At 58.8% G+C, this 26,849-nt stretch carries 23 protein-coding genes and 1 pseudogene; 21 read left to right on the forward strand and 3 right to left on the reverse strand.

Annotated elements, in window-relative coordinates:
- Positions 1-124: 124 nt before the first annotated feature.
- The 16 genes and pseudogenes from F7R19_RS26825 to F7R19_RS26900 form a co-directional block, all read left to right on the forward strand.
- Positions 125-1,042: pseudogene (locus F7R19_RS26825) on the forward strand (VirB4 family type IV secretion system protein); the annotation flags it as partial.
- A 16-nt stretch (positions 1,043-1,058) separates the two neighbouring features.
- Positions 1,059-1,817 (forward strand): TrbJ/VirB5 family protein, encoded by a 759-nt coding sequence (locus F7R19_RS26830; protein WP_008649459.1) that lies wholly within the window; start codon positions 1,059-1,061, stop codon positions 1,815-1,817.
- A gap of 12 nt (positions 1,818-1,829) precedes the next feature.
- Positions 1,830-2,882: a type IV secretion system protein gene (locus F7R19_RS26835; protein WP_008649461.1), complete on the forward strand. Its 1,053-nt coding sequence runs from the start codon at positions 1,830-1,832 to the stop codon at positions 2,880-2,882.
- Positions 2,882-4,123, forward strand: a complete 1,242-nt coding sequence (locus tag F7R19_RS26840) for a TraI domain-containing protein (protein ID WP_008649463.1) — start codon at positions 2,882-2,884, stop codon at positions 4,121-4,123. The genes F7R19_RS26835 and F7R19_RS26840 overlap by 1 nt, the downstream gene beginning before the upstream one ends.
- A complete protein-coding gene (gene traD, locus F7R19_RS26845) occupies positions 4,123-5,988 on the forward strand; it encodes a conjugative transfer system coupling protein TraD (protein WP_008649464.1) in 1,866 nt (621 codons plus the stop codon). Before F7R19_RS26840 ends, traD begins: the two co-directional genes overlap by 1 nt.
- 6 nt (positions 5,989-5,994) lie before the next feature.
- Positions 5,995-6,501: a hypothetical protein gene (locus F7R19_RS26850; protein WP_008649465.1), complete on the forward strand. Its 507-nt coding sequence runs from the start codon at positions 5,995-5,997 to the stop codon at positions 6,499-6,501.
- Positions 6,476-6,772, forward strand: a complete 297-nt coding sequence (locus F7R19_RS26855) for a hypothetical protein (RefSeq protein WP_150982632.1) — start codon at positions 6,476-6,478, stop codon at positions 6,770-6,772. The genes F7R19_RS26850 and F7R19_RS26855 overlap by 26 nt, the downstream gene beginning before the upstream one ends.
- A gap of 3 nt (positions 6,773-6,775) precedes the next feature.
- The gene (locus F7R19_RS26860) at positions 6,776-7,393 is read left to right on the forward strand and encodes a DUF4400 domain-containing protein (RefSeq protein ID WP_008649469.1); all 618 of its coding nucleotides are present in this window, start codon (positions 6,776-6,778) and stop codon (positions 7,391-7,393) included.
- Positions 7,394-7,448: 55 nt separating this feature from the next.
- The gene (locus tag F7R19_RS26865) at positions 7,449-8,282 is read left to right on the forward strand and encodes a hypothetical protein (RefSeq protein ID WP_008649471.1); all 834 of its coding nucleotides are present in this window, start codon (positions 7,449-7,451) and stop codon (positions 8,280-8,282) included.
- A gap of 278 nt (positions 8,283-8,560) precedes the next feature.
- The gene (locus tag F7R19_RS26870; protein ID WP_008649473.1) at positions 8,561-10,300 is read left to right on the forward strand and encodes an ATP-dependent helicase; all 1,740 of its coding nucleotides are present in this window, start codon (positions 8,561-8,563) and stop codon (positions 10,298-10,300) included.
- A gap of 246 nt (positions 10,301-10,546) precedes the next feature.
- Positions 10,547-11,737 (forward strand): ParA family protein, encoded by a 1,191-nt coding sequence (locus F7R19_RS26875; protein ID WP_008649475.1) that lies wholly within the window; start codon positions 10,547-10,549, stop codon positions 11,735-11,737.
- The gene (locus F7R19_RS26880) at positions 11,734-12,732 is read left to right on the forward strand and encodes a ParB/RepB/Spo0J family partition protein (protein WP_008649477.1); all 999 of its coding nucleotides are present in this window, start codon (positions 11,734-11,736) and stop codon (positions 12,730-12,732) included. Before F7R19_RS26875 ends, F7R19_RS26880 begins: the two co-directional genes overlap by 4 nt.
- A gap of 238 nt (positions 12,733-12,970) precedes the next feature.
- Complete coding sequence (locus F7R19_RS26885; RefSeq protein WP_008649479.1) at positions 12,971-14,149, forward strand: helix-turn-helix domain-containing protein; 1,179 nt, start codon at positions 12,971-12,973, stop codon at positions 14,147-14,149.
- A gap of 114 nt (positions 14,150-14,263) precedes the next feature.
- On the forward strand, positions 14,264-14,455 hold the full coding sequence (locus F7R19_RS26890) for a hypothetical protein (RefSeq protein ID WP_080710358.1): 192 nt from the start codon (positions 14,264-14,266) through the stop codon (positions 14,453-14,455).
- Between the two features lie 867 nt (positions 14,456-15,322).
- Complete coding sequence (locus F7R19_RS26895) at positions 15,323-16,030, forward strand: hypothetical protein (RefSeq protein WP_008649482.1); 708 nt, start codon at positions 15,323-15,325, stop codon at positions 16,028-16,030.
- Positions 16,030-16,686: an RES family NAD+ phosphorylase gene (locus F7R19_RS26900; RefSeq protein ID WP_008649485.1), complete on the forward strand. Its 657-nt coding sequence runs from the start codon at positions 16,030-16,032 to the stop codon at positions 16,684-16,686. The genes F7R19_RS26895 and F7R19_RS26900 overlap by 1 nt, the downstream gene beginning before the upstream one ends.
- 30 nt (positions 16,687-16,716) lie before the next feature.
- Here F7R19_RS26900 and F7R19_RS26905 read toward each other — a convergent pair whose 3' ends face one another.
- On the reverse strand, positions 16,717-17,913 hold the full coding sequence (locus F7R19_RS26905; protein ID WP_008649488.1) for a tyrosine-type recombinase/integrase: 1,197 nt from the start codon (positions 17,911-17,913) through the stop codon (positions 16,717-16,719).
- A 225-nt stretch (positions 17,914-18,138) separates the two neighbouring features.
- Between F7R19_RS26905 and F7R19_RS26910 the strand changes: the two genes are divergently transcribed.
- Positions 18,139-18,969, forward strand: a complete 831-nt coding sequence (locus tag F7R19_RS26910) for a hypothetical protein (RefSeq protein WP_011239987.1) — start codon at positions 18,139-18,141, stop codon at positions 18,967-18,969.
- Between the two features lie 538 nt (positions 18,970-19,507).
- Here the strand turns inward: F7R19_RS26910 and F7R19_RS26915 are convergent.
- On the reverse strand, positions 19,508-19,711 hold the full coding sequence (locus F7R19_RS26915) for a hypothetical protein (RefSeq protein WP_029306646.1): 204 nt from the start codon (positions 19,709-19,711) through the stop codon (positions 19,508-19,510).
- 143 nt (positions 19,712-19,854) lie between these two features.
- Between F7R19_RS26915 and F7R19_RS26920 the strand changes: the two genes are divergently transcribed.
- The 4 genes from F7R19_RS26920 (at position 19,855) to F7R19_RS26935 (ending at position 23,012) form a co-directional block, all read left to right on the forward strand.
- Positions 19,855-20,418, forward strand: coding sequence for a hypothetical protein (locus F7R19_RS26920; RefSeq protein ID WP_029306645.1), 564 nt, complete (start codon positions 19,855-19,857; stop codon positions 20,416-20,418).
- Positions 20,399-20,623 carry a hypothetical protein gene (locus F7R19_RS26925; protein WP_029306644.1) on the forward strand — a complete coding sequence of 75 codons (225 nt, stop codon included), beginning with the start codon at positions 20,399-20,401 and terminating at the stop codon, positions 20,621-20,623. The genes F7R19_RS26920 and F7R19_RS26925 overlap by 20 nt, the downstream gene beginning before the upstream one ends.
- 91 nt (positions 20,624-20,714) lie before the next feature.
- On the forward strand, positions 20,715-21,524 hold the full coding sequence (locus F7R19_RS26930) for a TIGR02391 family protein (RefSeq protein ID WP_011514918.1): 810 nt from the start codon (positions 20,715-20,717) through the stop codon (positions 21,522-21,524).
- A gap of 48 nt (positions 21,525-21,572) precedes the next feature.
- Positions 21,573-23,012: a Shedu immune nuclease family protein gene (locus F7R19_RS26935; protein ID WP_150982634.1), complete on the forward strand. Its 1,440-nt coding sequence runs from the start codon at positions 21,573-21,575 to the stop codon at positions 23,010-23,012.
- Positions 23,013-23,076: 64 nt separating this feature from the next.
- Here the strand turns inward: F7R19_RS26935 and F7R19_RS26940 are convergent, their stop codons facing one another.
- Positions 23,077-26,835 carry an SIR2 family protein gene (locus tag F7R19_RS26940; protein WP_029306750.1) on the reverse strand — a complete coding sequence of 1,253 codons (3,759 nt, stop codon included), beginning with the start codon at positions 26,833-26,835 and terminating at the stop codon, positions 23,077-23,079.
- Positions 26,836-26,849 lie beyond the last annotated feature (14 nt).

The raw sequence follows: 26,849 nt of genomic DNA on the forward strand, positions 1-26,849 counted from the left end.
CCCGGAAAAACAGCCAGAAAACGACAACTGCAGTGCCAGAATCTACACCAGAGGAGCTGTGACCATGAAGCGAGGGTGGGTCAAATTTAGATGAAAACGGCGGGTCAGTATTCGATGGACATCAACAGGGGGGGCATTCATCGACGTAACCGGCAAGTTCCAGGCGAGCACACCGGTCAATCCGCTGTCTCTGCTCGCCGACCCGGGCAGCTTTACCTACGTCACCGAATGGCTAACGCTGGCCCTCGAAGACGACGATTTCTCCCTTTCTCCGCAACAGAGTCAGGACATGTTCGAGGCAGTGAAGCTGCTCGCGAGCTATCCCCGCGAGCGGTGGACCCTCAGTGCCCTCTCCACGATGCTCCATGCCGATCTGCGCGAGCGGCTTCAGATCTGGCTGGTGGGCGGGCAGTACGGCCACTTCTTTGATCACGTCGAGGATGCGTTCGCAGTGAGCGACAACCTCTGCATCGAGTGCGGCGAACTGTTCCAGAAGTTTCCTCGGGCGGCAGCTCTCTTCACCGACTATGCGTTCTACCGGATTAGCCAGTCGATGGACGGCATCCGCTACACCGTCATCGAAGTGGAGGAATGCGGCTTCTTCTTTCAGAACGAGCGCTTCTATAAGCGTTTCGAAGACTGGATCACCACCATCCGGAAGCTCAACGGAGCCATCTGGGCGGCGACGCAGTCCCTGCGGCAAATCGCGCGTGTGGCGAATTTTGAAATCCTCAAGGAAAACATCGCCAACTGGATCTATCTGCCGAACAGCCAGGCAAAGACGAGCACGGACCTTTACGGAGACATGTTTGGCCTGACCAAAGACCAGATCCAGATGATCTCCGATGCGGTACCGAACCGTGACTACCTCTGGATCACCAACGTCCAGACCCGCATGCTCCAGACCGCTTTCAACGACGAGATGGTGGCGATGCTGCGCTCGGACGGTGTGGCGCAATCCATCTGCGACACCCATTACGCGTCGGGCGAGCCCGACTGGCAAGACCGCTACGTGCGCGAAATGCTCGCGCGCGCAGCCTAAACAGGGAGATATAAGAGTGAAGAAGTGGATCGCCAACCTTGCCGTCGCCGCGTCCGTGCTCGGCGCCGCCCCCGCTCACGCCGCCCTACCCGTCACCGACTGGGTGGGTCTGGTGCAAACCACGATCTCGGCGTTGCAGTCCATCAAGTCCGAGGTGTACGAGAACACCAACATCGTCTACCAGTACCAGATGATGGCGAATCAGTTGCTGCAAGCTACAGGTCTGGATGCAGAGGCCATCACCGAGCAGTTCAACAGCATCAAAGACGAGATCGGAAAGTACGAGGTGTACGGCACCACGCTCAAGGACCTCTATGGCACCGTCTCCGACAACGCCGACTATCTGAAGAAGATTCAGAGCATGGTCGTCTCGTCCGGCAAGACGAAGGAACAGTGGTTCGAAGATCAGCGCTCCCTCCTGACCAACGGCGACAAAACTGCCAAGGCGCTCTTCAGCCTGGGCGAGCAGATCTTCAAGAACACACAATCGGTCGCCAAGCGCCGCCAGAAGATCCAGTCGCAAATCAAGCTTTCGGCAACCGCGCAAGCTGCCGCGCAAACCACGAACCAGATGCTCGACGTATTGGCGAGCCAGAACTCCGATTTGCTACAGCTCATGAGTGTGCGTGCCCAGGCCGACGCCGATCGGGACCAACAGACCGTTGCCAAGGAGACCCAGAGCGCAGAAGCGATGCGATCACTGGCAGCCGCTCAAGATGAAGAGCTCAAGAACCTCCGGGCCCGCGTCTTCTCCCGCAAGCTGCAGTCCAACTGACCGTCACACACTATGCAGATCGCCCGCTTCATCGTCTTGCTTCTGACGGCCCTTCTATTGCATTCGCCGCCGGCTTTCGCACAAGCGTCCGCCCCTGAAGCGGGCACCGACACCGCACAGCAAACTGCCCCGAACAAGGGTGGCAAGCCCGGGCTATTCGCGCAGCCGGGATCGATTGGTGAATCGCTCAAGAGCTGGCTCAGCCAGTTCGAATCGTTCCGTACCGGTCTGATCGGGGGCGCCACCACATTGAGCAAGACCCTCACTCCGGACGCGGACAAGATCGCCTTCGGGCTTGCCGTCATTTCGCTGACGTTGGCTGGAATTCGTTTCGCCGCGGCGTCGCAACCTGTCGCGGCCTGGACCGAGGTCTTCGAGACGCTCCTTATGCTTGGCATCTTCGCGTCCCTCTACACCGGATATGACAAGTTCGGGCCTGGCATTTACGAATACTTCCAGCATCTCGCCGACAAAATCGCAGGCACACAAGCGATGTCACCTGCGATGACGCTCGCTTCCGTCGGCGCCGGATTCATTGATTCCTATATTGAGTCTATGAAGGCGGCAAGCGGTATCTCAGACGTCTTGATGATAGCGTTTGCTGGAATGCTGTTGCTGGCTGCGTTCGTTTTTTGCGCCCTCGCAGCTCTTCTCTACACGTTTTTCATATCCCTGGGCGAGATTGCGGCAGCCATCGGAATTGTAATTGGACCTATCGCAGTCGCCCTCGGATTCTCCGACTATAGCCGTCGCTACTTCTCTTCGTGGCTGGACTATATGATCGGCGCATCGATGTATTCGGTCGTTGCCGCTGTGATGGCTCGCCTCGTCTCGAGTGCACTGGTGTCCACGCTTATCGATCAGAAGAGCGCCGGCACAGCGACGCTGGCTGGTGCCGTGTATGCCATGAGCATTGCGCTGTTCATGATTCTTGTCGCCTTCGAGCTTCCTAAAATCGCCGGTGCGATCTTCGGCTCCGGTGGTGGCATCAGCGGCGGTGGGGCCATGCGGGTTGGCCTCAAGGCCGCCGGCGGCATCGGCAAGTTCCTTGCGAAGTTGAAATAATGAGTACGCACACCCATTCCTCGATGCCGGCAGCAGCGCTTTTGTCAGCTCACGAGAGCCGGATCGCGTTGATTCGGCAGTATGCAAACGAGGTGTCCGGCGACTTGTTCGCCGTAAAGTGGCTGAGCATTCTGACGCGGTGCGCGGACTGGTTTTCCAGTATGCCCCTGCGCTTCGCTGAACATGCGGAACCGGGCGGTGCATTCCGCGCTACGGTCGAAGCGGCGTACTTTGCGATGCGCCTGTCCGGCGCGCAGAAGTTCGGTGCAGACCAGCCGTCTGAGCGCCGGCGCATGCTCGAGCCTCAGTATCTCTACGCCCTTTTCCTTGCAGCGTGCTGCTCGCGGCTCGACGAGCCGTGCCGTCACTTTCAGTTCTATCGCGACAGCGATGGTGCAGAGTGGATCCCCGCTGCCCACGGCGCCTTCGGTCCCTGGGTCGGCACAAGCAATTACCGTGTCACGAGACGCGAGGCTATCCAGCCCATTGAGCGTATGCGCACCGCACTTCTCGCGCGCGAGATTCTTGGTAGCGAACGATTAAGTGCCTTCGACAGCCAGGTGCTCACCGAGCTTTTCGGTGCGATCAATCCGGATCCTCGACCGACCGGACTCGAAACGCTGCTGCATAAGGTTGTACGGCAATCCATCGACACACTGACCCAGTTCGAGATCAAGGCCAGAAAAGCAGAATTCCCCCCGGACTCGACGCCCGTTCCGACAGCCGAGAGGCTGGAGAAGGCTGTCAATCCGTCCTTGGCTCAGGCTGACGCACCGGTGCCGGCGCCGCCGCCGGCCACTTCCACGCAGCACGCCGACGGAAAGGGTAACGTCTCGCCAGCGGAATCCGCGGGCCTTGGTTCGCAGGCTCAGGTCGAATCGCCGGATGCCACGGCCTCGGATGCCTCGGCGGCGCGAAATGTGGTTCAGCTCGACGGAGCGCGTTCGTTGCGCAAGGAGTTATCCGCCGACGATCCCTTCAAGGCTTTGGCCGGCAGCTCTAACTTGATGCGGGAGTTCTTCAAGGCGCTGGCCCAGGACGTTGCCAGCGGCAAAGCCAAGGTCGCGCGGATCGACGGCAAAGTCTCGATTAGCAAGCGCTCGCTCGGCAACTTTGGCCTGGCGTCCGACACCCTTGTCGAGCATCTGCGAAAGGGCAAGCACCTATACAAGGTCGATGGCCAGAATATTCTGTTGGTCGACGAAGTAGGACGTCTCATCGCGCCGGAGACTGCATCATGATGAATCACTACATCAACCATTTCCGGCCCATTTACGAATTTCGCGCGGCCGTTGGCTGGACCGTCGCAGCTTTGTTGATTCTGTTGAGCGGCATGCCGCACGCTGGCTATTTCGCGCTCTTGTGCCTATGTGCCCTACTGCTACGGTCCGCGCAGGTTTGGCGCGCCCTCAGATTCCGACTCGCCATTTCCACCAAGTGGCTTACCGTGGTCAAGATCGATGATCTTCTCGATGCCAGCCGCGGTCTCCGCTCGAAGGACAAAGACGTGGACGCCATGTACCTCGGCACCGGCTACGAATGGACCCAGAAGCACTGTCAACTTGCGCACGATATTCTGCGCATGCCGTCCACCGATATTCCCGGCTTGCCAAAATGGTTGCCGAACGAAACGGTACGTGCCATCGAAAAGGCCTTTGCTCCCGCCAACAGCATTGCGGACCATTCGCCTCAAGGCAAACCTTGGATTGCGGGTCTGGAGACCAAGAAGCAGCCAGTGCCGTTTCACTACAAGGCGATGGGCGGCCACACGTCCATCAGCGGCACCACCGGTGCGGGCAAGACGCGCACATTCGAACTGATTTCCACGCAGGTTATTCATAACCCTAATGACGTTTTGATCGTGATCGATCCGAAGAACGACGTCGAGTGGGTCGCAAGATGCCGGCGAGAATGCGAGCGTACGGGTCGGAAGTTTCTGTATTGGAAGCAGGCGGCGCCGTCCCAATCCATCCGTTTGAATCCACTGGAAAACTGGTCGCAACCGTCGGAGATACCCACGCGCGTCGCCCAGCTCATGGAGGAAGGCCCGTTCCGGCAGTTTGCGTTCCTGTTCATCGATCGTTCTGTCAAAGGCGAGCTCTACGTCGGCGACAAGCCCAACCTGCGCTCCATCCTCCAATACGCACAGAACGGTATCAACAACCTGCTCGAGCGTGCGCTTCAGCGCTTTTTCCCCGAAGCCGGCATGACGGACTGGGAAGACGAGGTCGCCGGATACATGCAGCAAGTCGGTCAGAAAGGTGGCGGTACCCGTCTGGACGCTATGGTTCGACTGTATATCGACCGCTTCTCGAATCTGGGCAAGGGCCACGAGTCGATCGACGGTCTCATCTCGACGTTTCAACACGATCGAGACCACTACGGCCGTATCATCGCCTCTGCCCTGCCCCTCCTGCAGATGCTGGCCACCGGCGAGACCGGCCTCATGCTAGCGCCCAAAGCGGATGACTTCGAGGACGATAGAGAAATCTGGGATATCGACAAGGTCATCAAACAGAAGGCCGTGCTCTACGTCGGTGCGGACTCCCTGTCGAACTCCATGGTCGCGCAAGCGGTGATGTCCATGCTGCTCGCGGACATCGCTTCGGTCGCTGGCGCGATCTACAACTTCTACGCGAAGCCTCCCGAGATCGTCCTTCAAGTTGACGAAACGGCTGAGGCCATCAACGAGCAGTTGCTCCAGCTTCTCAACAAGGGGCGTGGTGCAGGCTTCAAGGCGTTCGTTGCTTACCAGACGCGTTCCGATTTCACGGCAAAACTTGGAAACGTGGCCAAAATGCAGCAGGTTTTGGGCAATCTGAACAACCAGATCGTTCTACGCTTGGAAGACATCGACACCGCGCAGTGGTTCGCCGAGAAGGCCGGGACGACGGCTATCCGGAACCTGGTGATCTCCAGCAGCACGAGTACCGGCACGGAAGCGCACGTAGGTGAATTTAGTGGCTCCGTTTCGCGATCCGCACAGCTTGAAAAGGTACCCCTGATTCCGCATGACCTGGTCATGCAACTGCCGAACCTCCAGTACTTCCTACGGATATCCGGCGGCGCCGTCTACCAAGGTCGTATTCCAATTATTCAGGACTAACCATCCATGCGCAGCAGCCTGTTCCGCGAAGTTATCAAGCAACACAATTTGTCGGCGAAGCTCTCCCCGGTGTTCACCCTCTCTCCGGACCTCGATGAGATCTGTGCCCGCGTGGTCGACTACATCGGCACGAACTACCGTGTGCGGGAAGAGCCTTTGATCAAAGAAATGCTGACGGACGGCATCGCAGCATGGCGCGCCGCGCGCAAGCATGGTGATCCGTCTGTCGCGTTCATGAAGGGCCTCTTCTCGCGCGCGCATGACCTGTACAACAAGCGCTATGCCGCATTCAAGGGCGAAAAGTACAACGTCTGGTACCCGTTCCACGAATCGATCCCGGCATTCGAGCAACGGCAGCTGGCGGGCTACGTCTGCCAAGTCGTTGACGAGCCGGTCCCCGGCGAGGTTTCCCAGCGCTGTGCTGCGTTTCAACTCGCGGCCCGGGTGCTGACCGGATACGCCTTCTCCCGTTACTTCGAGAGCTACGATGTCGCTGGCAACTTTGCACACTGACGCCCGCTGGGTCGGGCAGCGGCTTCGCCGTATTCCGGCTATGGTGGCCGCACGCATCTGTAACGTCGACCCGGCCCTGGCGCTGGCCATGCAAGATTGGTTGGTCTCGCATGCTTACCCGGACGAGACGCCGCCTGAGGCGTTCACAGCCACCAAGGCCGCACCTTGCTTCGCGCTTGTGAACATCTCTCTCGCCAAGCCGGGTGTGTTCTGGGCCGCGCTTGTTGCGATCCCCAGCTTCCCCGTCCTGCTGCTACTGCGGTGGATCTGAACCATGGCAAGTAGCCGATTCGCATCCCACGTCCGTCTTTGGCTGATTATTTCGCCACTCATGATCTGCACGCTGGCGCCATTCATTCAGGACCAGACAGCGTTCGAAATCAGTCGTTCCGAAAGGGCGTCTGTGGAAGGGGTCCTTGGGACGGAGAAGGCCGATATCGCGGTGGCATCGGCAAACGCTCGCTTTCGCGAGTGGTTCATCGACTCTGGGGCGGTGAAAGCATCCTTCGCCGGTTCCGATGCCCCAACTGCTTTCTCGGACGGGGGCGCGTCAACGTTCGGCCGCGGCTGGATGCAGCACTTCTGGCTGACCATCTATCGGGCGCTATACCGTTCCGCGGTTGCCCACCACTGGCTCTTGGGCGCGACAGTGTTGATTCTGGCGATTTTCAATGACGGATCGGTATCGCGAAAGATCCACGCTGCAAGCGCGGGATTCGCCAATCCCGTGTCATTCCATGTCGCAGCCCACGGCCTGATGCTTTGCTTCGGGATTGGAGCCTCCGCTTTGCTTCTCCCGATTTCCCTGCTCGCCAATTGGTGGACCTATGTGGTGTGCCTGGTGGGCCTGCTTTGCTGGCGCCTCGCGGCGTCGTTCCATGTCGGCAAATAGTCCGGCCACTCAATTACGACGAGGCCATGTGGATGGCCTTCCAAACGGAGAAATCATGACCACGACCGACCTGATCCCCGCCGATGAGAGCAGCCTTGACGCTTCGGTAGCGGCTTCCCCTACCCCGAGCACGCTCGGAACCATCGACAGCACCGGGGACGTCGAGCACGAGCTCAACGAGATGGACGCGTCCGCCGATGCGCTGCGCAATGAGGGGCTGCTCTCGCCGGCCGATCATGAGCAACGCAAGGCTGAGGTCGAGCGAACCCGGAAGCTCTTTCGCGAACTTCAGCCGGAACAGCGCCAGGCAATCATCCGCCGGCGTCGCGAGCTGGGCCTGCAGATCCTGGACCGCGAACTCGCGGGCGCTGCCGTCGTGTCTGTCGCCCTGAAGCTGAATCACACGCGCCTGCGACCCCTGTTCGAACAATGGTGGCCCTACATGAACAGGATGTCGCTGAATCTCCAGCGCTTCGGCCAGAGCACCTTCACGCGAACGGAGTTGTCCACACTGGAGACGTTCCTGGAACGCGAACTGTCGAAGCTCGAGGACTATGTGGACGAGCAGGTGCGAGTGGCCAGCGCATACCGAGAGCAACGCGAAACCGAGATGCGGGGGGCCGGGGATATCGTATTTGTACCTACGATCCAGCGCCCGTCGGTCTCCCTTGAGGTCCAGGCGTACTCCCGGTTCGCGGTGCGGGCGTTGCAGGTGCTGATCAAATTCGACCAGACGATGGACCAGTTCGACTTCATGGTGTGGAACGGCATCCGCGACCAGAGCGACGTCAATGAAGAGGTGTCGCGGTTCTTGCGTAAGTTCCAGCCTTTGGGCCTGCGCAGCTACACGACGCACCTGAAGCTCATGACAACCGTGCGCGGCATCTAGTGCTTCCGGCGCGACTATGGTCGCACCAAGTCCGTCGCCATCCGACATGGTTGGACGTGGTGCCATTAGGTGCCAGATGACGGATCGGAGTTACCCACAGCGTAAGTCGGACATTGTGTCAGCACGTGCCACCAATTGGGGCTAAGTCTTACATGGTGCCTGTTTGCATAACGGCACAAGTCAAGCAACAGGCAGTTGGTGGCACTTCCTCTTCGTTGCTGGCACCAAGTCCGACCAAGTCGGTCAATGACCATCCCAGGCATTCGCCACACCGAGTTATGTCTCTCGCAGAAGTTCTCGAAAAGCTGAATCCGTCCCAGCGGGAAGTCGTTGACTGCCGCGACCATTGCGTGGCCGTCGCTGTGCCTGGTGCAGGGAAGACAGCGACGATTGCCGCCAAAGCCGCGTTGCTTCTGAGCAACCCAGCCCTTACCGTAGGTGCGGTCACTTTTAGCAAGGATGCTGCGATTGAGCTTCGCGATCGGATTCTCAAATTGGCGGGTCCTACGGCAAAAAAGCGGCTGGTCGCAGGCACCTTTCACTCACTCGCATACAAGCAATTGGGCAAGAATGGAGGCAAGTTGAACGACATCGTCACCGACGGTGTCCGCGCAGCGATCGTTGGCCAGATCCTTCAGGAGCGCGGCATCGATTGGAAGGTGGAGGATGCGCTGGCCTCCATAGAACGTTCGAAGCATCATTTGGACGATCCGAAGCCCGGTACTGTAGACGCACAGATCTTCGAGGCATACCAAGCCGCTTTGTCACGAAACGGGAAGATCGACTTTCAGGACATGCTGCGCATGGCGGTGGCCGGCATGCTAACGGGTGGCATCCGGCCCTACTCCGTTCACCACCTGCTGGTCGACGAATATCAAGATTGCGATAGCCTGCAATCGCGGTGGACTTCATTGCATGCGGCGGCCGGCTCTGTTGTGTGTGTCGTCGGGGACGATGATCAAACCATCTTTGGCTTTCGTGACGCCCTCGGCTATCAGGGCATGGAGGCGTTCATCAAGGAGTTTGATGCTCGCGCTATCGTGCTCGGCAAGAACTATCGCTCTCATTCCGAGATTCTGAGTGCCGCTGACAAAATTATCCGTAACAACGCGCAGCGGATTTCGAAGGACCTGTTGGCACATCGGGGCTCCGGCGGCTCAGTCGAATTCAAGAGATTCGACGACGAGTACAAGGAAGCGGTTGCCGTAGTTGAAACGCTGGCGCCGGCGATTCGTGCTGGGAAGACCGCCGCGGTGCTCGCTCGGACTAATCGCATTCTTGATCCCATAGAGGCGGTGTGTAGATCCCATGGAGTGAAGTACTACCGTGCCGCCGGCAAATCGATCCTCGATCGTCCCGAGGCAGCACTGATGGGAGATATGTTGGAGCTTATACAGCGAGCAAAGTTGACTGGTGTCGATGCTCTACTTGGATACTCTGGCATCGGAACCCTTGAGCTTCAACAGCTTCACGCCCAGGAAGCCGCCGAGGGTGAGTTGATCTCTGCCCCGCGCAAAAAGGACCTGGTCGAATCGGGAATATCAGAGGAGACGGCCGAGAAGTACAGGGATTTCTTGAAACGACTCGCCGAATGGCGTGCCCTATACGATCGCGAATTCCATGCGCTGACGTTGGATGGGGTCCGCGAATGGATGCTCAAGTATGTGACTGAGGACGCCGGCAAGCGTGCCATCAACACCTGCTACGACGTCCTCAGCCAGCTCAACGGACCATTCGTGGCCCGCCTTGAGTATCTTCGACGGAGAAACAACGAACCCGCCGCCGACGCCCTCGTGCTAACCACCATGCACGCCTCAAAAGGACGGGAGTGGGACAGCGTAGCCATAGTCCGAGCCGAAGAGACAATCGTTCCCGACAGCGAAAGCCCAGAAAGCGAAGAAAGGCGCCTCTTCTACGTCGCCGTCACGCGCGCCAGGGATTGCCTGTTTATCTCAACGGCGAAGAAGAACCCGACCTCGCGCTTCGTCCTTGAGGCTGGCCTAAGCCTTACTTCCTGAGGCGCGCATTCTTTGTGCGTTATATGGCACTTTCGTAGAATTCCTCGCCTTTTACTTTAACAACGACCCGTAAGTACCGGGGGAACAGCTCGATCTCTCGGGTACAACAGGCACAAAGTTAACTTGCGTATACGTCTAAGGGCCGCTAACCTTCACGGCAACGCAACCGCGGACGTCATTTTTGCCGAAAACGGTTGCACGATCCACCGGCGGTTCCGGTGAACAGCTTAAAGGTTTTTGAACCGAATGGATATCAAGCTAGCCCACCCCAGCAAGACGACGCCTGAGGATTTGAAGCAGTTGGCAAATCTCTCCGCGGTGATGCTGCAGAAAATTCGGGATGAGATGCTGGAGCCATTTCCTCGGAAGGAAGCCCCGCTGATCCCGTCTGGCCGCCTACAAGAATTGTGTGGCATCGACAAAACGCGGATGAACCGGTCCCTCAAAAAGGGGGATCTCCCTCAGGGCCAGCAATCGCGACCCGGTGCAGTGCGCTATTTCAGCCTCAGCGAGGCAATGCAATGGATCCGAGCGGAACTTAAGCCTGTCCCGCGAAGGGGACCAGGTAAAGTCATTGCAGTTGCGAACTTCAAGGGCGGTGTCACGAAGACCACTATGTCCACCCTCCTCTGCCAGGGCTTGAGTCTGCGGCGAGGTCGGAAGGTGTGCCACGTTGATCTGGATCCGCAGGGAAGCGCAACCACGCTGTATGGCATCAATCCACATGCCGAGGTGTCGTCCGAAAACACCATTATGCCGCTCATCGAGGCGTATTTGGCGGGCGAGTCCTTCGATATGCGAGGGCTTCCTCAGGAGACTTACTGGCCTAACCTGGATTTGATTCCTTCGTCTACTGAGCTTTTCAACGCGGAGTTTATGCTTCCGGCTCGGGCGACGGCAGAGGAAGGCCATATTCCGTTCGAGCGCGTGTTAAGTAACGGCCTCGATTCGTTGAAAGACGAATATGACTACATCATCCTCGACACGGCTCCTACCCTCAGCTACCTGACCATCAACGCGATTTTCGCTGCCGATGGCGTCATCGTACCGGTGGTCCCGGACACCTTGGCTTTCGCGTCTATGGTCCAGTTCTGGCAACTCTTCTCGGACCTAGTAACAGGCATGGAAGAGCAGAGCGAGGGATCTAAAAAGGAGTTCGACTTTCTCGATGTTCTCATGACACGCATGGAGAAAAAGAACGCTCCTCGCCTGGTGGCAGACTGGATTCGCGGCGTCTATGGGTCGCGCGTGCTGCCGATTGAGATCCCTGAGACGGACCTCGCCCGTAACAGCAGCATTCAATTTCGCACGGTCTATGACCTCTCCTCTAGCGAGGCGAACACCGAGACGATGCGACGCATTCGCCAACCCTGCGATGAGTTTGTCGACTATGTGGACGACAAGGTCAGCGCGCTTTGGCAAGGAATTGAAGAATGAGTTTGAGAGAAAAGCTTGCCGCAAAGGCTGGGAACATCAAGGTCACGGCGGAAGACTTGGAGAAAGCCGCTGCGCGCGGTCCGCAAGCGCCGCGAACTGCGCCCGGTCAGTTAATGCATATGCAAGGGAAGGTTGAGCGACAGGCTAACGAGATCGCGCAACTAAGAGCAGAACTTGAGTCGGCCCGCGTCAGCGGCGGCGCAGTGGATGTGCCTATCGACCAACTGCATGAGGTCCCAGGCCGCAGACGCTTCATGCCTCCCGAGAAGTATGTCGAATTGAGGGAAAACCTCAGGCACAACAAGCTCGTTCATCCTGTGATTGTATGCCCTCGGCCTGCGGGAGGCTTCGAGATTGTCTCCGGGCATCACCGGACAGACGCGTACCGCGAGCTTGGGCGCGATCACATACGCTGCGTGCTCGGCGAACTTAGTTCAGACGAGGCTGACACGGGCGCGTTCTACGCGAACCTTATGCAGTCAGATTTAACGGATTTCGAGAAGTTTCGGAAGTTCGACGAACTGCTGCTTCGCAGCCCAGACAAGACTCAAGCCGCAATAGCTGAACAGGCTGGTGTACCTGTCTCGACTCTCTCAGAGATTTTGTCGTTCCGGAACTTGCCTCCCGAGGTCCTAAGCCTTCTCGATAGCCGCCCAGACCTGCTCGGGTCGAATGCTGGCGCCGAGTTGGCAAGGGCGACCAAAGACGGTCGCGGGGATCGGGTCGTCGAAGCGGTTAAGTTGTTGGCCGAGAAGAAGATCGATCAACAGCAGGCCGTACGGATGACTAAGGCCGAGCAGGTTAAGACCAGGCCTGCCGCATCTACCGGCTTCAAAATCAAGGCGGGAAAGGCGACTTGGTGCGATGTTCGTATCGCAAAGAAAGTCATGCGCATTGAGTTCCGCAGCGAGGAAGAAGCGGAAGCGGCCCAATCGGCCATTCGCGAACATCTGGAAGGGTTAGCTAAAGCTGCGTCGGAAGACGCAAAAAGCTAAGTGCTTGTTTTTTAAGGACTTCGTACTACGAATCGAGGTTTTAAGCCATGTCTAGACTGTAATCCTACAAAAACAAAAGCCCACGGCGGCAACCGTGGGCTTTTGAGAACTTCAAGCTGACCAGTTTCCCGGCCGCTACACACCGAAGCCACTCGACATGGATTCGTTAGTCGGAGTGTAGCGGAACGCGAACCTGAGTCAAGCGACTTCAACCATTTTTTACGAATGGGAAGGTCATATGACTTTCGCGCAACGCTCCGTTGCTGGCGAGGATGTTGCTCGCCCACAAAAACACCTTAACCAGACAGACGCTCTGATTGCTCCGGCGCCCAAGCGCCTCAAACGCAAGACTATCGAAGCAGTCGAGCGCGCAACTCGAATCGTCGGGATCGGGCGTAGCGCCCGATCAGCTCTTGCCGCCCTCGCCCGCACGGCGAATAACGATGACCCCACCGGTAAGATCTTTAAGCACCGGGAAACGCTTTGTGCCGAAACCGGAATGTCGCCGGCTACTTGGTACCGTGCTCAACGAGAACTGCTCGACTTGGGCCTAATTACCGTCGACGTTCAAGTTCGGAAGCGATTTGGCCGATTCGCAGGAGCCTACATTTACCTGACGGAAAAAGCGACGGAGATGCTCGGCTTAAGCTCGCGAAAAGAAGAAGAAACCACGGGTACGGGCGAGGACGACACAGCGCAGCTCGGCGAGCCGGCCGTTCCACCACCCTCTTCTATGGCGCAACCGTCTCTCAAAACGAGAGTCCTGTTTACAGAAGATCGTGTCCCATACTCCTTTCAAAAAAGACAGCAGGATCGGCTCCCCCAGGACCTGACACGTCTGCGCGGCCTGGGTCTTGATGTAAATTTAATTTTTTGGTTGATGCGAAAGGCTAAAGAGCAAGGCCACTTTCTCTCAGATGTCGTAAGCGCGACATGGGAGAGTCTTGCGAAAGCACGCGTGCCAAAAGCGTATCTGCTTGCCCTACTCACCGCCCGCACCGATTTCAGTGCTGTCTGCAAAGCAAAGGCACTCAAAGAAGACAAAGCCCGAATCCAAGTGCAGGACCGCGATTTCGTGCGTTCGATACTCGCAGGGGCAGCGCGGCAGTGTTTCGTGGACGAAAAAGGCAACCATTTCGAAGTCGAAAGCGACGGAAGCTCAGTGCTTGTCACCGAGGTCCAAAGTGCGGTCACTTCCCGCTTGGTAGGAACTTCCCTCGCCGAATTTGCAAGGCGACTACACGCTGGTGCGTACCAGAAAGCTGAGGTCTACGCTGCTCCCCAGAGAGCAAGCGGCCGGCTCGAGAAACGGGGAAAGGAGGCGGCTTCGACGTTATCGGCGTTGCGAGCGATGCTGCGCGACCGCAGGTCAGCCAACGCGGCAAACACGACGAACAATGCTCATGCCATGGCCTAGGGTGTGTTTTGCGCTGAAAGAATCTCCGAACGAACACGGAGCCCGTCCTTCGACCAGGCCCCGCCTGAAAAGCAGTAAGCTGCATAACTTGTGACGACTTCGAATGGAAGCTTCATGCCCGACCAAGTCTTGTACGTCTACCGTTGCTCTGCCTGCGACCATCGCGGCCAGGTTCATTTTGACGATGACACCCACGATGGCGACGCCGGGCACTGCAGCACTTGCCATGCCACGGTTACGCTCGAATGGGACGGCGGCGTGACGCTCGATTTCGAACCTTCCAAACCGGGAAGCCCACGTGCCTGAGATCGATCCCACTGTCACCGTTACCCTGGAACTTGCCTACCACTAGGCATTTTCGCGGCCCGCTTCGACATTCGCGAGTGGGCCTAGATCACGACGAGGCTTCCGTGAAGATCGAAGCCATAGGGAGTCCGGCAAGCCTTGGCAGATCAAGGCTTCACGCCTTGTTGAATGCCGATCCGGGCGTTTCTGTCGCCCGGAAATCAATGCAAATTATTTAAGCGCGGCCGCATGAGACGGGCATATGTCCGATTTGACAGATTACGTAGTCGTCCTGCCCACCGTGGCGAACATGGTCATGGGCTTCTTGGGATTCCAGCTCACCAATCAGATCAAGAGGACAGACCTGCTGCTAAAACTGCGCAAAGGCCATGGAGAAGCTCGTTTCGCCCTACCGTGCGCTACGCGGCCTAGCTGATCACGGCAGTCGTTCCAAGTGAGCAGTGATAGCAGCTATCGGCAATAGGGCAGGGCAAGAGGTACGCTGGCGACAACAGGTAAAGACCGACCAAGCAAACATAGGCGAATTCGCGGCTGCTATTCGTATTGACATGCAGACGTCACCCAGCCCGCGTCCGAAGCACTCGGACCAGAATTCGTCGCAGCGCGACGGATAGGAACTGCGTTAGATGATCGAGCGATGAGGTATCGCCGAATTGGCAACGGATCACCGGACGCGCGAGCGCAATTGGTCATGACACCACGGAGCGGCCCACAGCAACGGGGCTACCGTTGCCCGAAGCGTCTCATGCCATTGCGATGAACCTTCCTCGTACGATGCGCTGCGCCGAGAGGGCGAGGGCAAACAGTATTTATATACTGAACGAAGCGCAATACGCCCACGAAAATCGGCAGGCAAGAATTGCTTTCATGAAATTCATGAACTATCATGTTCGCATGGAAACGAAAAACCGACCCGTTCCGAATCGCAGGATCACTTACAAAGCCGCTGGCTCGAGTGGCGTAGCGAGAACTACCGTCGTGCCAACGGACGCCGGGCGCAGGATATTTGCCGACAAGCTTCTAGAGCGAGTCGTGGAGCTGGCAGGGGACGAGGTGCACAGTCAAAAGATGACGGTCGCGTTCCTGGACCGGTTGATCTTGGGCGCGGCGGAAGCTTTGGGCGAAGTTGGCACGAAGCCGACCACCCAGAATGGCCCTGTCGATGCGCTTCAAGCTGCTCGGGAGCGCGGCCGCCAATACGCGTTGGAGGAGCTGCAGCAGCCGGAAAACCTATCCTTACGCGATGCGGCAGCGTACGCGGGTCGCTCCGACCGCGCGATCAACGAAGCCCGCTTGAGCGGGCAGCTGTATGCACTGGTGCCCCCAGGCAAGCAACGCGGCCTGCGCTACCCCCAATGGCAGTTTGATGCCGAGGCTAGCCGACTGGCAGCCGTGCTCGCCCCGTTTATCGCGGCCAAGGCCAGTTGCTGGGTGGTCCATCACTTCATGCAGCGCCCGCTGGAAGTTCTTGACGGTGCACGGCCGATGGACTGGGTGATGGACGCCGCGCGGCCCATCGCGCCACTCGTCGAGGTCATCAACGCCCGGTACGCCGGCGAGCAGGGAGCTGCTTGATGCCGGTGCTGACAGCGGAGGCGCTGGGTTGCCCGGTGCCTCCGCAGGATTTGGCTGCCCGCGTCATGCCGGTGAAGGAACTCGACCCGGGGGTAACTAAGTTGTGGCGGATCCATCGCGGCGTCTACGGGCCGATCCACTACAACCGCCGCTCCACGGGAGGGCAACCCTACCGCTTTGACGCACCCGACGATACGTTTGGCGTCCTGTATGCGTCCCCGAGTTTTGCGGCATGTATGGCCGAAGCGGTGGTCCGGGACCGATTTCAGGGCGAGTCGTTACCTTTGCTGCTCGACGAAGCGGAGCTGACGCTGCGCTGCGTAAGCCGACTGGGCACCGCAACGAATCGCCCGCTGCGCCTGGCCGACCTCACGCAGCCCCACTTTCACCTTGGAATGGACAACCGCATTCTGTCGACGGCAGACTACCGCGGTCCGAACCTGTGGAGCGCCGCCATCCACGCGGCTTACCCGGACATTGACGGGCTGTATTTCACGTCCCGCTTTGCCAATGAAGCTAGCGTGGCGATTTTCGATCGGGTCCGCATCGTGGCGCAAGGAGAGCCAATTCCGCTAGCGCAGTTCCCCTTGCTGCCGGCTTTTCTGGAAGCCTACGATATCGGCATCGCGCCCGCCCAAGACCCTTGGAACTCGTGAAGGGGGAGGGCACAGCGAAGTCGGCCGACCCTACACCGCCGGTAATTTGCCGCCGATGCTGCGCGCGACATCCTCCAGCGCCTCATGGGTGTAGCGTCGCGTCGTGTTGATATCGCGGTGACGCAGCGTGCGTTGCACGTCGGTTACCGGCACGCCGGCCCGCAGCAGGTGCGTGGCGTGTGAGTGGCGCAGCCAGTGCGTGGACGCTGCCCGCAGGTTTGCCGCGCCTTCGGCGTATCCAGATGCTTCTAGCCGAACAGCTGCGGCCTCGAACACCTGCCGCACGATCGTGTAGAGGCCTTGGCGCGTGCGTACCGGACGGCTAAGCCGGCGCTGAAGCGCGAGCGTGTCGGTGAGCGGGGCCAGGCGCTGCCGGCCTCCGGCCATGGCTGGGACGACGGCCATCGTGTCGGTGGCACGCGGCTCGGGCGAGAGCCCCACCAGCTGGCGAAAGCGGGCCAGTTCCGCCATGACGTTATCACAGGGCACGAGCTGGTCACTGCCGCCCTTGGCCTCGCGGATGCGCACCGTCCAGAAATCCCCATGCCTGCCGCGCTGACGCTCGAAGTCCGGCCACGTAAGCGCCGTCACCTCGGAGGCGCGCAACCCGGTGTGGAACAGCAGGGCGAGCAGCAGGCGGTCACGTGCCTTGTGCAGTTGCGCCCATAGCGTGGGCGCCGGTCGCGCCTCGACGGCGTCGAACACGGCCGCTAGCTGCTCGGCCTCTAGGAAGCGGCGCTGCGAGCCTGGCCCGCGCGCCGACCGAGCGCGCGGCACCGCCTGGAACGGATTCACGCGCAGCGCCTCCACCCCGACCAGCCACTCGAACAGGCCCCCCACGATGGTGGCAGTCTGACGCCGCGACGCCTCAGAGAGCGGGCCGCGCAAGGGCCGCCAAGCCGGGCTGTCCTGCCGCACACGGCCGTCCCCGACCGCGTGCGCTGGCGGATCGGCTAAGAAGGCAAGGTAACCATTAGCGTCCGCTACCTGCCAGCTGGCCAGCGGCCGGCCGAGCGCGTGGGCGTACCACAGCAGGCGGTGCGCCTCGAGTGCGTACTGGGCGCGGGTGCTGGCGCGAATGCCGAGGCCCGCCGCGTACTTGGTGTCGAGCCAGGTGCGCACCAACTGGGCATCGCTTTGGCCGGCTGGCAGTACGGGGCTGGCCAGGGCGTTAGGTAGTGCGTCGCGGTGGTCCAGCGAGGGGAGCGTAGGCAGGAGATCTTCCATCAGGCGGCAACGGCGGCGAAATCGGCGGGCAAAAGCGGCGGCAGGTGCCCGCCAGCCAAGGCGGGAGGCGGCTTCGCCTCACGGCAGGTGCAGTATAGCCTTTGTGGGCATCCATTTGTCATTATTAGGATAATGACAAATCGTAGAGGTATAGGATACTGCTAATCGTATTAGTAAAGGGTAGACTATCAGCCGTCCGTCTCGACGCCGTTTGATAGTTCGCCCATGCCCCGCACCCCCACCGCCTTTGCCGACGCCGAACTGCTCGCCATCACCCGCGCGCTGCAGCAACTCGACGTCGCCCACGCCGACAACCGCGCCTTCCTGCGCCGCGCCTTCGATGCGATTGATCGCATCACCGGGCGCACGTTCGGGGCGTCCGTCTACCGGCGCCTGCTCGCCGCCGCCGGCGTCGCCCGGTCGCCGAGCGGCCAGACCGTGGCGGCGGTGATTGCCGAGCGCAAGGCCCAGCCGACCGACGCGGTAGAAGCCGAGCGGCGCGGCATCCTGGACGACGGCCTGCGGGCTTTCCTGCACAAGGAGATCCGGGTCGCGCTGGACGAAACCGGCGCGGGCGCGCCGCGCTTGGCCGTGCCGGCAACCGCGGCGTTGTCAGCGACGGGCGGCAATACGGTGGGGGAGGGCGCCGCGTCGGGAATCCTGGCGGCGCTGCTCACTCAGCGTGTGGCCACGCTCGAGGAAGAAAATCGGCAGTTGCGGGAGCGTGCGGCCACCGCCGAGGCATCCAGCCGGGCGGCGCAGGACGAAGCGGCATCCGCGCAGGCGGCGCTTGCCGCCGCGCGGGCGGCCCTGGCCGACAAGGAGGCGGGCCTGGTGGCGGCGCTCCAGGCGGCCACCGAGGAACTGGCGCGCATGGGCGAGCGGCAGGCCGCGGCCGAGCGCCGGCGGGCGCTGGAGACCGACGCCGTGCGGCAGGCCTACCGGGCCGAGCGCGACACGCTGGCGGGGCGGGTAAGTTTTCTGGAGGAGGAGCTCAAGACAGCGCGTGCTGGCGTGGACGCATATCGACAGGCGCTGCGCGGTCGTCCAAGCTAACTTCTCGATCTGCCGTGGAGGTGAAGGCGTAATCGAGGCTTCCGCAGAGACGACCAACTCTGGGGCAGTCTGCTGGTTCCTGGGCGGCAGCCGCCAGGATTCGCTTCTTGATAAGAAAGATTATCAAGAATGCGAAAAACGGTATGGTAGGGAGCAGAGTATGCCTTAAAGTGATTTTTTCGGTACTTTTAGGCTTGCGCTCGACCAGGAATGGGGCGTTGCGCCTCGGTGACCCCCGCGAAGCAGGCGAGAAAGCGGCTGGCGGCGTTTTGCGTTCTCCCTCCTGCATAGGCGGTCCTCAACCGCGCGCCAAGATTTACTGCGCCGAATCGGTCCTCGGCCGTGCTCGGAGGCGATGCGCGGGCGCGGATCGCCGGCGGGGGCAGGGCGGCGCAATATATATATAGATGAAATCCATAGTTTCGCCCTGGGCGGGAGCGGCACCGGCCGCATCATTTGCAACACCTCTTGCCCCAGTGGTCAGCCCCGCGCCGCCCTTATGCCTGAATGCCGACGGCACCGAGCCGGCGCTCCTACCCTACAGGTGACTCACCCCGAGGCGCACGGCATATTCCTCGTCAGTGAGGATTTCCATCTTGGCGGCCCGTGCTGCGCCGGTGTGGGGATGACGTTCGGTCTGCCCGCCGTGGCCGGCGCATTCGACGTAGGGGTGCTGCAGATCAGCGCGGTCTCGTTCGCGTGCCAGGTTGACGAACATCTGGGCGGTGCGGGAAAGGGGCATTGATTGCTCCTACTAGTTAGACAAGCGGCAATTGTCGGGGGCGATTTCGGCGCCGACATGGAGCGTTTTCCTAGTCGATGAATTGGTGGCTTGACATTCAAAGCCGGGAGATACAATGGGCACATGCCTACCGCCGTTTAACTATGTATCACTACATTACCCCGGAGGTCCTTGAGGATCTGTTTGCGGGCCAGCCACCGGCAGGTCTTCAGCCCGATGTGATCGACATTACCGAGCCGCTGTCGCTGGACGAGGGCATTGAGGTGATTGGAATCTTGTTCGCAGGCCTACGTTTCGTCGTGTTCTTTGCCGATGTACTCGTCTATGCACTGGGTGACCCAGAGTGGATCGAGGAGACGGCAGACGAGTGGGCGAACGGATTTCAGCCTGCTCCGGCAGCTCGCTTGGTGAAGTTCATGCGTGCAGATGCCGACGCGGATACGATGTTCGATCCGGAGGCCTGGCCGCTGCCCCACCCGCGGCTGATCTGGCAGTTCTGTGAAGTGCTTGCTAGAGCACTATCGATCCATGCTCAGTTTTTCCCGGGCATCCCCCAGTATTTCTATATGACGCAGTCGAGCCAACTCGATCTGCTTTACAATAGACTCGGAAGGCGCTTCGAGGCTGGTGCTTACGGTCCCCGGTTCGAATGTGTTACGCGCCCGAATGCAGACACAGGAGGTTTCTATGGCTTTGAACGCAGGTAAGTCGACGATGGTCGGTCTGACGACCGCGCGCAAGCCGAGCAAACGGCTGCGGACGGATGTCGTGACCATGCAAAAGCGTGGTGTTCAAGTACTGCTATCACGCGTTGAAGAATCCGGCAGCGTGAAGGCACGCGCGCCCGCTCGCAGTGCATATAGCGGCAAGCTTCGCGTTGCACTATCCGATCTTTATTCGGTTACTAAGTAGTGCAGCGCTCTAGCGGACAAGCCTCCTTCGGGAGGCTTTTTTGTTGGTAAGCGCGAGCAGTCGTGCTGGAAAAGGGGAGTGAATCGTCGGCATGACTGGCAACATCACATTCACAGCTAGCCAACTGGAAGCGATCGCGCGCGCCTTGGGCGACACTGGAGAGGGTCTTACGGGCTCCGAGATTGCGTATCTATTGGCCAAGGCCCACATCACGGACAGCGATCCGTTGATGACGAAGTGGAAGCGCTTGTTCAATGCGTTCGCGCATTGTCAAAACCAGCTCGGCCATCGGCGCAACGTACTTGCTTTCATACGGTTCGCTATGAAACCTGAGCGCTTTGCACATGAAGCTCATCGGTTTGAACCTTTGCGGGCGAATCTAAATCGCGCCTTGGCATTTGCCGCTCTCCAGGTGGAGCCCACGGGTGCGCTCGCCGAGAGCGACGGTGTCTCTACACTAGTCGAAGCAAAACGCAGGGCGGAAACGCTTAGAACAGATCTTGCTGCGCGCGGCCTTCACGAGGACGTCCTGTCCTATTGTCGAGCAGAGCTCGTCGCGGACAACTATTTTCACGCCGTGTTGGAGGCAACGAAGAGTATCGCGGCCAAAATTCGCGATAAAACGGGACTGGTGGACGACGGTGCGTTACTTGTCGACCGTGGGCTCGCGGGGAATCCTCCGATGCTAGCCATCAATGAGTTGGCCGACGAAAGCCAATGGAGCGAGCAGCGCGGCTTCGCGACCCTGGTAAAGGGTGTATTTGGGATGTTCCGCAACCCAACCGCGCACACACCCAAGATCCTCTGGAACATGACGCAACGAGACGCTGAGGACCTGCTGACTCTGGTATCGCTAATTCATCGTCGCCTAGATGATGCAACCATGCCGCCAAGGATCTGATCCGGGCGGTATTCGCCCGTGTAGGGAGGTGTTTTTGAGTGAGGGGATATGGAGCAAGGTAGGCTGGAAGTTACTGCAACGTTCAACAACAATGAGGTCTTGAATCCATCCTTTGAGTTGTCGCACGGGGTCGATCAAGGCGTGCAGTATCGGGATCTGTATCTGCAGACCTATCAGCGAGGAGCCAATGATCCGAACGTATGGGTGGCCCAACCGAGGGAGCAGTGGCACTGCCTCGCACGGGTGTATCCAGACCGGCTTCTTACTTATCCGGTTTTTACCAACCCCCACGCCCAGCGATATCTGAGCCCGAAGCATGGCCCGCTCACTTCCGTCATCTTTCACCGCAAAGTAGACGAGCCATTGCCTGAAACGGCCGACGCGGCAGTTACGGAAATCGATCTGTCTCTTCCATGGAAATGCTTCTCCGAAAGTACCTATGGCCTTGGCCTCGTTCCGGAGCTTGACGAGGTGTGGTGCAGCCTATCTGGGATTCCAGCGATTACCGCCATCGGCGTCACCAGGTCCGGAACTTCGACGGTTACGGAAAGCATCGCGTGGATCACGGTGAGTGATCTCCATCGTTTCCGGCGCAACTTCCAGCGTTTCAAGCGGCTAGCCCGCGAGCACGTGCATGTTGCTAGGCGCTGGGATGTCAGAAATAATCTACTCGCAACGCTCGATCCCGACCGATTCCCTCACATGGCTCCTGCGGCTGCGGCTGCACCGCTTGTCGAGTACGTGCGTACTCGAGGGAGGCGCGCCGATGTCAGTGAACGCGCGCAGAGGCAAGCCGCGGTACGAGCTGTTCGGCAGGAACTTGCAACCATTGCGACGGAAGCACCGGCAGAGGTCCTGCAGTTGCACGCCGAAATCGAGCGGGTCACCCTTGCAAGGATGATCGACCGGTACGCAACCATGCTGGAGCAGTCCCTGCCAGAACCACGATGGCAACAGTTCTTCGAGAACAACCTTTTTGTTCTGTCGCTCGTGTTTTCGCGGCCCGTTCGGCTGTTGCACACGCAATTTCACGCGCAAGCATCTCGGTTGGACGGTACCGGGGCCCAAATAGGTGACTTCCTTTTCGCGGAGCAGGGGCAAGCCTTGGCGATCGTCGAGATCAAGAAACCATCGTCGTCACTTGTGCAGGCTACCCCATATCGCAATCGCGAGGTATTCGGTCCACATGCGGAACTAAGCGGCGCAATAACCCAGGTGCTCTACCAGCGAAGTGCCATTCAAAGCAACTGGCTGTTGCATCGGGCAGAAGCCGCCCTGAGAGATTCGCAGCCGGATGCCATCAAATGCATAGTGCTCGCAGGGACGATGCCAAGCGACGAGACGCAAAGGCGAAGCTTCGAACTCTTTCGGAACGCCTGTAAAGACGTTGAGGTCGTGACGTTCGATGAGCTACTCGGCAAACTGCGGCTCTTGCTTCAACATCTAACTCCGTCAAGCGGAACAACCGAAGACACCGTGCCGTTTTAATCCTACCCGCACGAAGAAAAAGGCCTCTGGGCACGACGCTGTACAGTGTGGTTGCTAGATTAGTTCACCTGCGATACTTTGACCGACGAAGTAGTGTCGAGAGCTTAGCCGATCCATTTAATGTCGGTAGTCTCTGGAGTTCTGTCAGTAGGTTGTCGACATCGTCCGGCCACATCGACGCCGCTGTCGGTAGTGTTTGCCAAAGGAGGTCGACTAATGCCGGGCCGTGGCTCTGAACGACCCGTTCGTCGACCTTGTAATATCGCATCGATAGTTCCCGCGGTGCGATTACCACTTTTGGAACGATGAGTTTGACCGCCTCACTGAACCTGTCGGAAACCGCGAAAGCAAGATCCACAAGCCGGGCAGTCATACGAGCATTTTTCACGACCTTCTGCAGCGGCCATACTTTCTCCAGAAAGTAGAGGACTTGGTCGTCATACTTGGCGGGAGACTCCTTCGTCCATCTTGCAAGTGTCCGAACTAGCTCGTCGCGGAACTCTTCATCCGAGAGCACCAAGATCTCGCGTAGCTCTGAGTCAGACATTGCTTCCTCGGCGCAAGCAGCCTCGGTTCTTTGCATCCAACGATCAAGAAGTGTTGCTGCAATTAGCGCACTGCCACCTTTCAATAAAGTTCTATCTCGCACGTGACTGATTAAGACATCCTTGAACAAGGCGAATGCCTTGGGAGAAAGGGTAGTAGTGCGGTAAAGGTAGCCCTGCCAAAATGCTGCCGAATCGTTGCCTTGAGATGAAGATAGCGGTAGCAACGTCTCTGTGGTCCATTGACTATCCTTCGCGAAGAAGACCTCGAAACGCATCGCGATGCGGAATATTGCGTGCTGCCGAAAAGGGGCCGGCAGCTGCAAGAGTTGCACAATGCGGGTCGTCAATTCGGAAAGAATCACAGGAGTATCCAAGTCGCTGTCGACCAAAAAAGCCGACTCGGCGAGCCGGGCGGCCGCACTGTCCACACTCTGCTCAATCCAACTCCTGTTACGTTTGCCAGCGGGGTCATCGAATGGCTCGCAGCGGAGGCTTTCAGCGCAGGCTTGCCACAGATCCCAAAACATCTGGTGACTAATGGAATCAAGACGCTGGGTATTGCGCCGCAACCAATTGGCCGCTTCGCGTACCACTTGTCTGAGTTGGTGTGGCGAGAGGCGCGAAAGTCGCGCTGCGAGCGCGTACACCAATCGCGGAGATGCATGTTCCTTGTTCAACAGTGTCGCCCACGTCCAAGGGTGATAGATTCCCTTTCTTTGGGCCAGTACCAGCGCTTTAAGTGCCTTCGATGGACTGTGATTTACAAGCCCAAGGAAGGGCTCGCTTACGGTATGTAGATGGCGAGGCTGTTGATTGCGAATCTCTTCCACCTTGGCAACGATGTCTACCAGCATAACTCCCGCAAGTGGAGCCAACGCTGTATCTTGGTCAACAGAAAAGACCTCGAATTTCGGACGTCCTGTAAAAAATGCTGCATCTTCAGTCCAATCCGGAACCAGATTGCGAAGTTCGTCGATCTTGTCCGAATGGCTTGCTTCGATATCTATGCCATGCTTCTTTAGCCATTGAACGCGACCAAGTCGGCATCTCACCTTCGTGTCGTTGGCCACACCATCGTATGGAATTTCGCCGTTGAGTATGCGATTGGTCAATTGCTCTTGGGCGTTTGGCGGGAGTTCGGGCCATCGAGCTCTGATGCTGATAAGCAGATCTCGTTCGTGCGCGTCATCCCAGAAATCAACGTCCGTCAAGTTCAAGTAAGCATTCGCGGCTTCCGCCGGCGACGCAAGATCGGATCTTGAAGCGGCCACAATCCTGATTCGAGTGGAAATGTCGTCAGAGTCCCCCCAGTGCGATACCTCGAGACGTGCGCCTGCTGCATCGACATCGGCGAGCGCAAATAGCAGTCCAATGTAGGCAACCACGTGTCCAGTGATTCCATGCGAATCGCGGTCTCCTGGTGCCCCGTCATTGCGGACGAGAGTATGTAGGTAGCTGTAGAAATCGGGATTGATCTCCCGCTCCAGGCGTATAGCGTGTTCAATCTCTTGTCTGAGTAGCGACAGAGCGTATTTCCTCTGATGAGGTGGAATATCAATCTCGCTGTGAGGCCTGACATAATCGAGGCTGACATGTATCAGATCTTGCTCGGCTGCTCCACAAAATGCGGACACCCCGTGTGACGGCTCCACGCGTAGCTGTGGCCGATACAGCCGCATCGCTTCCTGTACCAAGCTTGCTGTCCAGCCGCTGACGCTGGCTTTGCCTTCGACGGAGTACTTTTGGTGGTCCGGATCGGACCGGTGCTGACTAAGGGAAGAAAGGACGAACTGCCAATCACTCCGAAGCTTAGGAGAATACTTGGCCGAGTCGAAACGGAGTCTGTACTGTAGCCGCGAAATAATGCCCGGATGCAGGGCGCTGATGCCGGCGGCCCAGATCAAGGCGCTTGGTTGGTGCGACACTCTAAGCAACCATTGCTGCAGGGATCTGAGCCGGTGCGGCAAGTCTGGATGTTGGCAATCACGCCAGCCAGCCACAGACTCTGGTCCAACGACTGCGATATCCCCGCGGTTGATCTCGAACGCGTCCCACGCCTCAGCGGGCATGCTCGAAGCATTCAGGGTCAAGTCTTCGTCCCGAATTGGTGGCTCGTCGGAGTCGAGGCAGACGGTATCGAAGAATGGCGGAATATCATTGCTTAGCAAGATTCGGGGTTCTTGGGGTGGCCCGAAGTACCTGGCGTTGCGATCAAAAACAAACAACCACTCTGCGGGGATCGGAACTTGCGCAGCAGCGATCCTGCTGGCACCGTCCAGTGTCGAGGCGAGATGCGCGACTATGCCGCGCTCATGAGGTTCGAGGGCAACAGGGCCAGACATGGCCTTGCACAAGACATCGTCGTTCCAGGCATCCACATCCCGTGCGCGAATGGCCCATTGCTCTAGGGATTCCCATAGTGCGGCATGTTGGTGGTCGCTACTGTAGGCAATCGGAGTAACACCCTTGTGCGCCCACAATGCACCGGCCTGCGCCGTGTCACCAGACTGGAATGCATACATGGCGTTCCCTGGCGTGGAGAAGCGGCTTAGCGCTTCGAGCAGGTACTGGATCGGTGGGTCATCTGCTGAATAGCCGACAAACACGATCTGATATCTCTGCAGCAGAAGATTGATGTAGCGTGTCGCCCATCCCTCCGACAGATAGGCATACCCAAAATCGGCGCTCGACATGACAAGTTCGTTGTCATGCGCTGCTGTGTAAGAGTCGTTGACCCGACCATGTAGATGGACGATGCCGCGGAAGTCTTGCTCGCGGCGTGGGTCTGGAAGATGGGGAGGGCTGAACTGAGGGAGAGTCGCATCGCATTGCTCAAATAGCAGGTCAAAGTTCGTTGTGACCAGGCGCGGCTCTCCAGTGGGCCCTCTTGAGAGGTCTAGGAGAGTACGGTGGGGTGTGAGCGCAGATGATGAATCGACTACCGGTTTCAGGGACTTAGCGACAGCGGCTCGCACGTCGATCGCGTCGAAGTCTCGTTCAAGCAGCGAGAAAAGTCGGTCAGCTGCAACCAAGCCTCCAATGCCAGGATTCTGAATTTCTTCCTGGAGCTTTCTTGTAGCTGCAAATACTTGCCGAGGTGGGCTAGTTTGAATTGCGCCGAGTTCGTCCATCACCATTTCGGCGAGACGGTAAAAATCCGGGAGCCCAGCGCTCGCCTTCGAAACACCCGCTCCGCAAAAAAACAGAACGTCACCGGCATCGCGGGCGGTTAGCAGTTCATCGGGTATTGAGGGGCCAGTAGGAGTAAAGCGCATGGGAACGAAGCGGG

The organism is Cupriavidus pauculus (assembly GCF_008801835.1).
In the GTDB taxonomy this organism is placed as follows: domain Bacteria; phylum Pseudomonadota; class Gammaproteobacteria; order Burkholderiales; family Burkholderiaceae; genus Cupriavidus; species Cupriavidus pauculus.